This window comes from Cytophaga sp. (genome assembly GCF_051961495.1).
In the GTDB taxonomy this organism is placed as follows: domain Bacteria; phylum Bacteroidota; class Bacteroidia; order Cytophagales; family Cytophagaceae; genus Cytophaga.
Map to the genome: position 1 here is coordinate 1 of NZ_JBQCDF010000297.1, position 13,450 is coordinate 13,450.

Here is a 13,450-nt window from a genome sequence, read left to right on the forward strand (position 1 = left end):
TTCAGAATATACAGTAGCTAAATAAAACCGACCTTCATAACTCGCGTGCAGCAATACACAAAATGTTTTTTTCTGTTTTACTCCCAGGTCGTAGAAACTATTTACCCGGTCATCGCGCACATCTTCATAATCCGGCGAGTCATACTTATTCGTTGCTCCTGAAGGATTTAACCGTGCGTTATGAATTTCCCAACCTGAAGGGAAGATTTGTGTCAACGATAGTTGTTCATAAAATCCGCGTGCATTGGTACCGGTATGGGTAACCGTTACAAGCGCCATGAAGTCTGTACCCTGCGGAATGGCAGCAGGATTCAGTCTTTTGCCATCCATGGAGGTATATATGATGTCCAGTGCCAATCCATTGGAAGCATCTGTCTTATCACCTTCAAGTGGAATGCCTGCTGATACGATCTTTGCAAAAAGTATACCCGATCCGGTATTTTTAATTTCAAGTGTATTCATTTCATCGTTGCTAAATGCGTACTGCCATATCGGTGATGTTGTACGAATTTCTTTTTTACTTCCATCTTTAAGTGTATAAGTGAAACTCATGCCGGAGGTTGAACGATCAGTCCCTGTATAAGCTGCTATGGCTACCAGCGCGTAAGCGGTTGCTTGTGTATTCATGTAATCCGGACTGTTTAATGCTGCTGCCAGGTCACGCATGAGCGGTGCGGCTTTTGTGCGTTGGCCCATAATGCTGAGGCTTTGCAGTATGATGGCTTTGTCCCGTTCATCTGATCCGAAGGTGTTTGAAAGTTCTTTATAATCCGATACGACTATGGAAGCTTCAGCTGACATCTGTTTCGCTAGCTCCGGCTGTCCGGCCAGATAGTAAGCGGTAGCCAGATACCAGGCTGCCGGTATAGATTTCAGTTTGGTCAAACGCATTCTGTTCATGGCTCCGGTTTCAGGTGCTTTTGCCAGAGCAAGTAGATATAGCCGGTATGCCTGTTCTGCTTCATTACCTTCACTCCAGTTGCGTGCCGTGTTTTTTTGATAAGCGATCCATTTATCTTTAAAGCCATAAGGCAGCACATAACCTGCACGCTCGGCTTCCAGCATGAAGTGGCCGGCGTAATTAGTACCCCAGTCATTTGTTTCATCGTTGCCCGGCCAGTAGGAGAGACTGCCGTCATTTAACTGGAAGGTTTTCAGCCGTGTTAGTCCGGCCTTGATGTTTTTGTCGATTTCTTTTTTTCTTTCTGTTGAAAGTGTAAGCAGTCTGTTCAGATATAGCTGCGGGAATACAGACGAAGTCGTTTGTTCCACACAACCATATGGGTAATGAATCAGATAGTCAAGTCGTTTGGCGAGGTTCAACGGAGGAACGGTTGAAACCTCGACCGTTGCATGGTTGCTACCAGCTATACCGATAGGTGTAATCGGCTGTGTCCAGGATTTGCCTGCATCCAAAGTTGTTTCTGTGACATTGTACATAATCGGGTTGGCATTCCGCACATCAATTTCTGTTTCATATACAGCTGTTTCTTTTCCACACCTTGCAGTAACCTTTACAGTAGCTTTGCCAATAGCATCTTTCACACGTAACGGAAAGTATACAAGTTGTTCACCGGTTTTTTCAAACACGATCTGCTGTACCGTATTACCTGCAGAAGTAAGCATGCCATTCACCTCCAGCTGTACCGAAACATTTTTGATCCGGGTTTCCATGCCGAATACGGTTACCGGAAATTTGAATGTTTCGTTCGGACCTAATACCCGCGGCAGGGTACCAAGGATCATCAGTGGTTTTTTAACAGCCACTGTTTTTTCTGCTGTTCCATACGTGCCGTTCTCTGCTGCAATAATGGTAACACGTACAGAGCCTATGTAATCCGGCAAGGTAAAGGTGTGCGTTTTCGTTTGTCCTGCATCGCTGTGAAACGGACCTAAAAACAACACTACGGGTTTGAATCGGTTTGCTTTTGCACCTTCCAGCGGGCCGCGGCTACCGTCCCCACCAATACTTAACAGGTTTTTTATTTTTAATGCATCTGCTCCGGCTACGTCATCAAACAGATCCCAGGTTTTTACATCCAGTGCCTGGCGTTCATTGAAGTTGCTCCATACATCCGGTGTTTTATGGCGTGTGATATCCAGCAAGCCTTCATCCACAACCGCAATGGTATAAGTCATAGGTTTACCGTTGCGTTCAGCAACCCGTATGGTTGTTTTTTGTTTTGGTTTTAGCTGATCTAACATGTCGATGACAGGATGCAGGTGTGTGGCAGGATCTTCCACCCGTAGCGGCAGAATGCCATACATGCGCATCGGTAGATCGTTACTGGTCTGTGCATGTGGCTGCAACAAAGTTACGTGCGCATATACATTGGGCGCCATCGCTTTAGTTGCAGGAAATGTAAATCTTGTCATCCCTTTTTGTGCCTTGATCCAGTAGGAGCCGATTACTTTCGTGCCGGATTCCAGACTTAGTAAAGCCCTGCCCGCAAAGCCAGTCGGTATATTGAGCGTGATTTGTTCTCCGGCCGCATACACTTCTTTGTCGGCGCTGAAGACAAGCATTTTTGATCCCTGCGGATTTTCTTCTTCGTCTCTGCCGCCCCAACCGGGCCAATCCAAGTATACAATTTTTCCGCTGCAATGCCCGTCGGCATCATATACTTTGATCAGGTAACGACCCCAGGCATGGGCCGCAACACGCAGCTTCCAGCTCGCTTCACCGTTGTTTGCGGTGGTGATGCTGTCTGTTTGTACAGATTGAGAATATTCTCTTCCATTATAATTGAATGCATCATCTTCTTCTGTTACATCCCACCACCATTTCCATGAAATCTTATATAGTTCAACGGTGAGCTTTCTTCCGGGTACAGGCTTGCCATTGGCATCAACGCTTACCAGTTTAATCATATGGTCTTTCTCTGTAGCAAGCATATTCTCTGATTTGATATCGCGGATCCCTGCATAATTTTTATACGGATGCACAGGCACGCTGAAGTAAGCGGTGCTGAAGTTTCCGCCCGGTTCATAGACACGCGCTTTTATATTTGCTTTCAACATGCCCGGCGCATTCGATTCTATGTGCAGGTCTGCTGTAACATCAGCAGTGCCGGTACCGTTCAGACTTCCTTTGAAGATCTCTTTTGTTTCTGAAATAAATTTTTGTGTCGGGTCATCAAACACATAATCCCCATAATTTTTAAAAGCGAGTTTTGATTGTGTTAAGGTTACCGAGGCCTGTGCTTTCAGGTTTTGTGCCGTGGCACCATGCAGCCAGTGCGCATTAAGCTTCCCTTTTAATGGCTTGTCTTTTTGTACCGGATCTGTAGTTTCCCAATCCATTTCGATCTTCAAACGGTTAGGCATGATCGTTTCAACTTTAATATTTTTTTCAAAGGTTGCTCCGCCGGCAATAACTTTTACTGAGTAGTTACCTGTTGGCGCATCATCGTCGGTGACTGTATGGAATGTATAAAAATTATGCACGGATGAAGTTTTCACAATTCTTCTGATCAGTTCCTGTCTTGGGTTGTACAATTCAAAAACAACCGGGTGTGCTGCAGGCAACGCGTCTGATTTGTCTTCCAGTATGAAATTTAAAAACAAAGAATCTCCCGGCCGCCATACATCACGTTCTCCGAAAATAAATCCTTTCAGTCCTTTGTGATATTCTTTTCCCCCAATGTCAAACCGGCTTAATGATAGTGATGAGCCATTGTCTACACGCAGGTAGCCACGCTGTTTTCCATTTTTTGCAATCAGCAAAAACGGCCGGCCTTTTAGTTTTATATTGGCGGTTCCATCGGAACCGGTTTTTCCGGAAGCGAGCAGTTGCTGCTGGTAGTCGTACAGCTCAAGGTTTACGTCGGCCATAGGCGCTGTATTCAGTAAGTTTGTAACGGCAGCGAACACTGTTCCTTCAGAGCCCCGCTTGGCAACTATTCCAAGATTGCTTGCCAGGATATTCCGTACAACCATGCGGTCGGAATTATAGTATGATTTTTTACACGGATCATTTCTGTCTTCGTAGCTTTCATCTTCATAATAGCTATTTTCCCAATCGGAATAATAATACCAGTCCGGGTCGTTCCAATAATCCTGGTCGATGTGAAGCATGTCTTTTGAGTCACCACCTGTGGTATCATCACACGGATAAAGCGAATAGGATTTTCTGAAACCAATAGCAACCTGGTAGATTGCGCCAGGCTCCGTACGGATTAGCTTGCTCAGGTCAAGTACATGGCGGTTCCAGTTTTTCAGATCTGTGTTTTTGTTTGTTTTCAAGGCTACTTTTTTATTCAATAGAATTTTGCCTACGCGCTTCAGCTCATTGAATTCATCGAGTTTATTGATCTGTAAAAACTGTGGAATATTGTTTTCAGTGATCTGGATGATGCGAACATCCACGGCGGAAAGATTAGCTGTTTCAAATACAAATGGCAGGATATCGGCATGCGGAATAATGGTGCCCTTGCCAACCAGTTTTACTTCCGGATACAATTCTTCAAAGACAACCAGCACACTGGACTTGCTTTGCAGAATCTGTCCCTTCGTATTCTGGATACCTTGTTCAATAGTTACTTCTTTCTCTCCAAGCAAACGTTTTGTCGGGAATACATGAATCTTATTATCTTCAATGGTAAATGCAGCATCCTGTCCTCCAACACGGATGAGCCCGTCCAGGATCTGATTTTTTTTGATCGGATCTGAAAATTCAAGTGTGATGGATTGCGCCGGATAACTGGTAGTGCTGGTATGGATGTGTACGAAGTTTCCTAAAGGCGGAACTGTTATTACTTTTCTCCCATTGGCTTCAATGTTACTGTAATAGCTGCTGCTCCAGTTAAGGATGATTTCTGAAGGTTTGTTCGTACGGAGAATACTGTCTATCACAAAGCGGAATGTGTTTGTCTGAACTTCTTCCCATTGAATGGAAAGATTTTTTTCGGCATGCGTTGCGCTGAACATTTCTTCAATCGTATTCATTGCTTCGTAATCAGCCAGGTATATTTTGCCTTCAATTTTTACCCATTGAGGTTGTTCCGGGTCTTTTGGCGAAGGGCTTCCGGCTTCAATACTCATTGCTTGCCTTTTTGTATGAAATAAGAACTGAAACTTTTCCAACGAATCGGGAATTGAAGGAATCAAGGATTTTAATGCCAGTGTTCCTTTGAATTTTTTATCAGAACTCAAATCATAATTTGGTTTAAATTCAAGGGTGCGTGTATCGATCCATTGCACGTTGCCATAGATTTGCGGTTCAAAAGAAAAAAGATCTGAAGGAATGTTTTTATTTGTTTCTGACTGAGAGACAACTTCGTTTACAAAACGAATTCGTATGGCAGAGTTCCTGGATATTTCACCGCCCGTATAAGCGGCAATGTATTTATCATAAATCTGCGGCGATTTGATTTTCTGATGGGTTTGTGCATAGCGATAACAGACGATACCAATAAAAACGGCTAAAATAAAGTAGGGGATTTTTCCGGAATGGGTCAGCGATTTCAGTTTCATAATATGGGTGAATTAACACTGGAAAAATACGGGCTGCCTTTGTATTGTTTTCAATCATTGAATAAGTGTAGATGGAAAGCAGATAAGTGTTTATTGTTTCCGATTAATCAAAAACTCCTTGTCCAGGATCTTAACATAATGGCTAAAACCATGGTGCAGATTGTTATGCTCACTCCGATGCGCTCGGCCTGAGAAATAATTTCAATAATATAATTTTTCGCAAAGCTCAGATTTTTAACTGTCTTGGAGAGCTGATCTTCATTATCTTCAAATCTCTAAAAGGAATCTGGCAACTTCTGCCGGCGATGTGTATATTTACTGCCAATATCAGTACGATTCTTTTATATAATTTATGACAAGTACACATCACGAATGGAGTTTTTCATCTGTCGGCGGAGTTAAACGCGTTAACTTCGATTCCGGAAAAGATATTTTAGCACTTGAACAACTGGATCAGAAATTATGGACGGCACTTAGTTGTCCTACCTTCGGACTCGAAATTGATTCAGCGACACTGGAGCTGATTGATGAAGATAACGACGGACATATAAAGGTCATCGAAATACTGGCGGCGATTAAATGGATCGGTTCTATTATTAATAACCCCAATGACCTGATGAAACAGGACGCCGTTTTTCCGCTTAGCGCGATTAATGAAAACAGTACAGAAGGAAAGATCCTGATGGCATCCGCGAAAAACATCCTGAAGAACCTGGGCCGCCCGGATGCAACAAGCTTAACGGTTGAAGAAACATCCGATCGTGTGAAGATTTTCAAAGGTACAGCTTTTAACGGTGATGGTATTATCACTGAAGATTCCTGCTCAACAGCAGAACTGAAAAAGCTGCTTGCCGATATTATGTTGTGCGTCGGAAGCATTACAGACCGCGGCGGTAAAGAAGGTATTGATACCGATTATTTAACCCAATTTCTGGATGCCTGCAATGCTTATTCAGACTGGCATAAAAAAGCGGAAGAAAATAAACAGACTATTCTTCCTTTCAATGAAATTACAGAACAGTGCTACCAGGCCTATATTGCTGTGAAAGCAAAAGTAGATGATTATTTTCTACGCTGCAGGCTTGCCGCGTTTGATGTGGAAAGTACTGCTGTGCTGAATTTACAGACTGCCCGTGTAGAATTAATCTCTTCAAAAGATCTTACCACCTGCATGGAAGAAATCGGTATGTTCCCACTATCTAAAATTGAAGGCGGTAAGGAACTGATGCTTACAAGCGGCATAAATCCTGCCTGGGAAAACGCGGTTACAGCATTGCGTACATTGATTGTAGATAAACTTTTCGGCAATAAAAAAAGCATTTCTGAAACTGAATGGGAACTGCTTGCGGGAAAGTTTCAGGCATATGAAAGCTGGAAAGCTGAAAAGGCTGGTGAACGTGTAGAAGTACTTGGCCTGGAGCGGGTGCGCCAGATTCTGAACAGCAATTTTGCAGAACAATTGCTTGGCCTGATCGAAAGTGATAAGGCACTTGAGACAGAGGCCAACAACATTATTCTTGTTGATAAACTGGTTCGTTACTACCGCGACTTATTTACGCTGATAAAAAACTTTGTTACCTTCTACGATTTCTATTCACCCGATTATTCTGCCATCTTCCAGTCCGGTACTTTATATATCGACCAGCGAAGCTGTGATCTATGTATTAAAGTAAGCGACATGACCCGCCATGACATGATGGTTTCATTAAGCAATATGTTTTTGATTTATTGCAAGTGCGTATCCAAATCTACGAGTGAAACCATAACGATTGTTGCGGCATTGACAAATGGAGATATCGATAACCTGATCGTTGGCCGTAATGCAGTATTCTATGATAGAAAAGGCGCGGCTTACGACGCTACGATTATTAAGATCATTGAAAATCCGATCAGTATCCGGCAGGCATTCTGGTCGCCATACCGCAAAGTATCGCGCTTTATAGAAAAACAGGTAAATAAATTTGCATCCGAACAAGATAATAAGGTGCTTACTGATGTAACAGATAAAATAGAAACGGTACCTGCAAAGATTGAAGCGCCTGCTGCACCAGCCGCAGCACCGGTTCCGTTTGATGTAGGAAAATTTGTCGGTATCTTCGCTGCCATTGGCCTTGCCCTTGGTGCGATTGGTACGGCACTGGCCAGTGTGCTCGCAGGTTTTATGGGTTTGGTCTGGTGGAAGATGCCGCTGGCAATTATTGGTCTGTTGCTGATCATTTCAGGTCCTGCCATGATCATGGCATATTTTAAATTACGCCAACGCAACCTCGCGCTGATCCTGGATGCCAACGGTTGGGCAATCAATGCGAAGGTGATTATTAATATTCCGTTCGGAAATACGCTGACACAAATTGCTGATCTGCCGAAAGGCGCAAAAATCAATACCAATGACCCATTCAGTCCTAAAGGTCGACCACTCTGGCAGGTAGTGTTTTTAGTTTCCCTGCTAGCCGGCGCAGCATTTTATCTGCTCTGGTATTACGGATTTATTAAATTTTGGCAATAACCATTAACAATCGATAAAAAAGCGGCTTTTCAAATAAAGAGCCGCTTTTTTTGTTTGCGGATATGTATGATTCTCTGTATATTATGTAACGATTTTGTGATTTAATGTAATGCTTCCGGGATTTAAAACCCGAAATTTGAGTACAGAAATAGTTAAGTCCAACCTTTGCCGGCATCTGTCGACAATTAAACACTGAACACTATGGTACAAGTAGCAGCAGAAAGGACAGAAATGAAGACATTGTCTGCCTTAACACAAACGCTTGAAAAAGCAGGTTTCAATACGCAATTTCTTGTTCTTGAAGAAGGAATAAAATCGTTGGCTTCTGATCGGATTTATAAACCAAATCAAGTGAAGATTGTTAATTTCTACCGTTTCGAGGGAGATTCAAATCCTGAAGACAACGCAATTCTATATGCTATCGAAGCCATTAGCGGTGAGCGTGGTTTATTAATAGATGCATATGGATCCGAAGGCGACATCAACACGAGCAATTTTATTGTTGAAGTTGAGAGCATTCATAAGCAAGATCATACGCATCATTCTTACAATTAATTTTTCAGCTAACCAGATTACACTAACCAGTTAAACGATTATTACTATGAACCGTCTTAAAGCAACACCGAAGAAAGGCAAACAAAAGCCTGAAGTTAAAAAAGAAAAAGTACAGGTAAATCCAATGCTCGTTTCGGATATGGGAATAGGATTTAAAATGCTTGATTTCAAATCGAATAATTAAGCTACTGCTTTATGAATACAATTGTTCCCTGAATGGCTATTGCAGCAAGTTGCGATAGCCATTCACATTTTATTTTTGCCCGTTTAAGTTTGCAAGGTTTTCCCATTTTTATGTAAAACTTCATAGTTTTTATCCAGTAAAATTTGTCCTACGCTTTAACAAACAAAAAATTAATAGCCATGATAGATTCAGTAAATAATCCGGATCAGATGAATACATTGACTGAATGTCTGCAACGATTAAACAGTCTTGGATTCCGTGTACAATTTAAAGCCGTTGAAAAAGGTTTGAAGTCTTTAACAACTGAACAGATTTATACACCAAAGCAAGTACACATTGTAAATTTCTATAGGTTCGAAGGAGAATCCAATCCGTCAGATAGCGCGATTCTATATGCTATATCAACAAGTTCCGGAGAGCGGGGAAGTCTTATTGATGCTTATGGCTCAGAGAGTGATCCGCTTGTTGCCGATTTTATCAAACAGGTTGAAGATATTCATAAGCAGGTTCATGCTTCCGGAAATCAAATATGAGACTGGCGTATATTGTTTATGACGGCATGTCGTGGCTGGATTTGATTGGTATATATGATCCTGTAAGTCGTCTTAAATCAAAGGGGTACAAGACAGAAATTACCTGGGAGTTTTGTGCCTTTACAGAAGGCGCTTCTGATCAGTTCGGTCTTGCCATGAAGCCAGACCGCGTGAAGCAGGTGCTGAAGGGATATGATGTGATTATTGTTCCCGGAGGTGTAGGTGTAGAAGCATTACTGGCGCAACCCAATTTTATTGAATGGTTGAAAGGCGCAGAGGAAACACCTTTGAAAATTGCTACCTGCACAGGGAGTCTGCTGTTTGCAAAAGCAGGATTCTTACAGGATAAAAAAGCAACTACGCATTTTCGCAAACAGGATCTGTTGCGTGGAATGAATGTGGACGTTGTAAATCAAAGAGTTGTAGATGATGGTAATATCATCACCAGCGATACAGGCTTAGCAGCTATTGAATTGGGTTTGTACCTGTGTGAAAAATGGTCGGGTACAGAAGCCAGAAATACTATTCAAAAAGAAATTTTATTATAACAATAATAAAATTTCTAAAAGTCATTAAAGGCCCTTATAACATGTGTAAGGGCTTTTTAATTTTTCATGACGGAAAAATAACATTTTGTGTGAATGATATAACATTTTTAAAATTTCCTGTAACGCTTCCGACGGCATTATTTCAGAGTTTTGAATCAATGATTGGTTAATTGATAACGAGTGTATGCCGGCATTGTATGAACAGGTTTTGTGGCTTTTTATTCTGGCATTGCCAATTGCCTGTATTGCATGGACGGTTACACACGAGGAAGTTTTTAAAGAACCACGGGAATATTGCATAATGAGAAGTAAAACATGCAAACCTCTTGCCTTGAGAAAATTCTTTTATCTGTTTACCTGCGAGTATTGTTTCAGTCATTACATAACCTTGTTCTTTCTGTTCCTTACAAATTATAAACTGCTTTGTGATGATTGGCGCGGATATATCATCGGTGGTTTTGCCCTGGTATGGATCGCGAATCTGTACATGAGCTTACATTTCTTATTGAGGCAGGCAATAGTAAAGGAGAAAACAGAGATTCAGGTTTTGGAACATAAAAATTAAATCTTTCAACCAGCTATATCTTTCAACCAGCTGAAAAATATAGGTGGTCTTTCATAATAGGAAACGAGTGTATTAACGTATGGCTAAGTATTCTGAAAAATCACAAAAAGTTGTTAAAAGTGCCATGCACCGCATGCACGAAGGAACATTAAAATCAGGCAGAAGCGGTAAGACTGTTAAAAATCCCAAACAGGCGATCGCCATTGGTTTATCTGAGGCAAGAGAAAAAGGAGCGAAGGTGCCTGCAAAAAAAACTACTGCTAAGAAGAGTACGGCTAAAAAAAGCACGGCTAAGAAATCGGCAACGAAAAAGCCTGCAGCAACAAAATCAGCAACGAAAAAATCGGCTGCTAAAAAATCTGCGTCTAAGAAGCCTGCGATGAAAAAGGTGGCGAAGAAGAAATCTGCTGCTAAGAAAACATCATCAAAAAAATCGAAATAATTATGTTGACGGATGAACAAAGCATTGAAGAAATCTACGAGGTAGAATTTCTATTTATCTGAACAGAACATGTAACAGATAATCCTATTCGGGTGAATGGCAAATACCGGATCCCATTCAGGACTCCACTCATTATCTTTTGATCAGAAAAGAGTAACCCAGGCATGGTCCGGGAGTCCTTATGCACAGAATGAAGGAGTCTTCAGAAGTGGCTCCTTCTTATCTGTTTCCGGGCAACCGGTTATTACCAAAAAACAATTTCTGGCTTTCTCCGGTGGCGGTAAAATTGAAAATGGAAAATAATTAAAACATTATCATACTATAAATGTATCCTGACATGACGATTGCACAAGCATCCATAGCAGACCTGTTGGTCCCAAAAAGAAAAATAAGAAAAGCTGTTAAAGACTACCGGGCTAGTGCGACGCTTGCAGATCTGGTTTATGTGAACGATGCAGATGAAGGATATACACGCAAAAAACTGAGCAGCCGTTTTGTGTATTATTTCAAGGATGAAAAGATAACTGATAAAAAAATTCTGAAAAGAATTAAGCAGTTGGTTATTCCGCCAGCATGGACAGACGTATGGATCTGCACACAGGAAAACGGGCATATTCTGGTAACAGGCATGGACGCTAAAAACCGGAAACAGTACCGCTATCATCCTGCGTGGTCTTCATTACGTGAACAAACAAAATATTATCGCCTGAGAGATTTTGCTCATGCCATCCCCGCGATCCGTGCCCGGATTAAAGAAGATCTTTGTCAGCATGGATTACCTAAAACAAAAGTACTGGCAGCTGTTATCAGTGTGATGGAATCTACCAGCATACGTGTAGGAAATACCATGTATGAAAAATTGTATGGTTCCTTTGGTTTATCGACCATGAAAGACCGGCACGTAAAAATACAAGGCAGCGAAGTTTGTTTTTCATTCAAAGGTAAAAAAGGTATTTATCACCGAATCAGTTTAAAGAGTAAGAAACTTGCACACATTATTGCTCAATGCAGAGATATTCCCGGTAAAGAATTATTTCAGTATTTCGATCACCAGGGCAATCCGCATACGATTGATTCCGGAGATGTGAATGCGTACATACGTGAAATTTCAGGTGGTGATTTTACAAGCAAGGACTTCCGTACCTGGGCAGGAACGGTGAGATGTTTGCAGGCATTCAGAAATCTTGGTCCGGCAGAAAATCAAACACAGGCAAAAAGGTTGATGAAAGAAGCGATGGATATTGTTGCGCATCAATTAGGAAATACACGCAGTGTGTGTAAAAAGCATTATATACATCCGGGAATTATGGAAGATTACGAAAATGGCAAACTAACAAAATACATTTCAAAAATCCAGGAGATCGAAACCAATTGTGAATCTGGTGCAGTGCTTACTCCTGCTGAACAGGTTTTAATCTCTATTCTCGAGCACTAAGCATATTTTATTTATAGTTTATTTTCAGCAGAGAGCCGGAGTATTTAAACTTCGGCTCTTTGTTTTTATATCATTTTATTCTGTTGAATAATATAAGCTCATCACGGATTTCTTTTGCCAGCTCAAGCGTTAAGGGCGCTTGTGAATGCAGCCGCCATTTCCAGTTATCGTGCAGTGTACCCGGGCGATTCATTTTCGCTTCAGAGCCTAGGGTCAGCATGTCCTGGACCGGCCATATCGCAAGCACTGCAACAGATGAAATAGCCTGCCGGATGAATTCTTTATTCACATTAGTTGCATCAATTTTTTTATTGAAGTACACAGAAATATTGTTCCGGGTTTCGTCTGAGGTTTCATCCTGGTACCAGCCAAGCAGGGTATTGTTATCGTGCGTTCCTGTATAAGCGATACTGTTAGGTGCATAATTATGAGGACTATGAATGCTTGCAGGTGTGTGTTCCATAAATGCAAATTGCAATATCTTCATACCGGGAAAATCAAACAGTTCCATAAGATCCCATACGGGCTGGTCAATCTCACCGAGGTCTTCAGCGATCAATGGAAGATGCTTCAATTTTTTTTCAACAGTAGTAAAAAAATCAATACCCGGTGCTTTGATCCATTTTCCATTGACAGCTGTATGATCAGTTGCAGGAATTTCGTAGTATGCGGAAAAGGCACGGAAGTGATCGAGGCGAATGATATCACACATCAGCAAGGTATGATTGATGCGTTTCACCCACCAGTCATATTCTGATTTTTTTAGTACATTCCAATTATACACGGGCATCCCCCAAAGCTGGCCGGTTTCTGTAAACAAATCCGGCGGTACTCCTGCAACCTTCGCCGGGCGCCCGTCTTTGTGCAGTTTAAAATATTCGGGATGTTTCCAAACATCACAGCTATCGTGACTGACATAAAAAGGCATATCGCCGATGAATTTTATTTTTTGATCGGTACAATACCGGCGCAAGGCATTGAGATGTTTGAAGAACATAAACTGAATGAACTTCTCTTTCTCTATTTCATGATACAATTCTTTCTTTATTTTTCGAAGCGCCTGCGGATCTTTGTTCTTGTATTCTGCTGGCCAGTCGAGCCACCAGGATCCGTGGTGATAATTTTTAAGTGAGAGGAACAAGGCAAAATCATTCAGCCAGTAAGCTTCTTTTTTGCAATAGGCAATGTATTCTGTCTGATCTGTTTT

General features: G+C 41.7%; 11 protein-coding genes. 9 read left to right on the plus strand and 2 right to left on the minus strand.

Annotated features, from left to right (window positions below):
- Positions 1-5,475 (minus strand): alpha-2-macroglobulin family protein (locus ACTHJT_RS16560; RefSeq protein ID WP_440240252.1); only part of this gene is annotated, 5,475 nt, incomplete at its 3' end.
- A 352-nt stretch (positions 5,476-5,827) separates the two neighbouring features.
- Between ACTHJT_RS16560 and ACTHJT_RS16565 the strand changes: the two genes are divergently transcribed.
- From ACTHJT_RS16565 to ACTHJT_RS16605, 9 genes are all read left to right on the plus strand, one after another.
- Entirely contained in the window at positions 5,828-7,981 is a 2,154-nt protein-coding gene (locus tag ACTHJT_RS16565; RefSeq protein ID WP_440240254.1) for a hypothetical protein, read from the plus strand.
- A 201-nt stretch (positions 7,982-8,182) separates the two neighbouring features.
- The gene (locus ACTHJT_RS16570) at positions 8,183-8,536 is read left to right on the plus strand and encodes a hypothetical protein (protein ID WP_440240256.1); all 354 of its coding nucleotides are present in this window, start codon (positions 8,183-8,185) and stop codon (positions 8,534-8,536) included.
- A 46-nt stretch (positions 8,537-8,582) separates the two neighbouring features.
- Positions 8,583-8,720, plus strand: a complete 138-nt coding sequence (locus ACTHJT_RS16575) for a hypothetical protein (protein WP_440240258.1) — start codon at positions 8,583-8,585, stop codon at positions 8,718-8,720.
- 179 nt (positions 8,721-8,899) lie between these two features.
- Positions 8,900-9,253 carry a hypothetical protein gene (locus tag ACTHJT_RS16580; RefSeq protein ID WP_440240260.1) on the plus strand — a complete coding sequence of 118 codons (354 nt, stop codon included), beginning with the start codon at positions 8,900-8,902 and terminating at the stop codon, positions 9,251-9,253.
- Complete coding sequence (locus ACTHJT_RS16585) at positions 9,250-9,801, plus strand: DJ-1/PfpI family protein (RefSeq protein ID WP_440240262.1); 552 nt, start codon at positions 9,250-9,252, stop codon at positions 9,799-9,801. The genes ACTHJT_RS16580 and ACTHJT_RS16585 overlap by 4 nt, the downstream gene beginning before the upstream one ends.
- 184 nt (positions 9,802-9,985) lie before the next feature.
- Entirely contained in the window at positions 9,986-10,366 is a 381-nt protein-coding gene (locus ACTHJT_RS16590; RefSeq protein ID WP_440240264.1) for a hypothetical protein, read from the plus strand.
- Positions 10,367-10,445: 79 nt separating this feature from the next.
- Positions 10,446-10,808 (plus strand): DUF6496 domain-containing protein, encoded by a 363-nt coding sequence (locus ACTHJT_RS16595; RefSeq protein ID WP_440240266.1) that lies wholly within the window; start codon positions 10,446-10,448, stop codon positions 10,806-10,808.
- Positions 10,809-10,904: 96 nt separating this feature from the next.
- Entirely contained in the window at positions 10,905-11,111 is a 207-nt protein-coding gene (locus tag ACTHJT_RS16600; RefSeq protein ID WP_440240268.1) for a hypothetical protein, read from the plus strand.
- 34 nt (positions 11,112-11,145) lie between these two features.
- Positions 11,146-12,243: a DNA topoisomerase IB gene (locus tag ACTHJT_RS16605; protein WP_440240270.1), complete on the plus strand. Its 1,098-nt coding sequence runs from the start codon at positions 11,146-11,148 to the stop codon at positions 12,241-12,243.
- Positions 12,244-12,313: 70 nt separating this feature from the next.
- Here ACTHJT_RS16605 and malQ read toward each other — a convergent pair.
- Positions 12,314-13,450: 4-alpha-glucanotransferase (gene malQ, locus ACTHJT_RS16610; protein WP_440240272.1), on the minus strand; the 1,137-nt coding region annotated here is incomplete at its 5' end.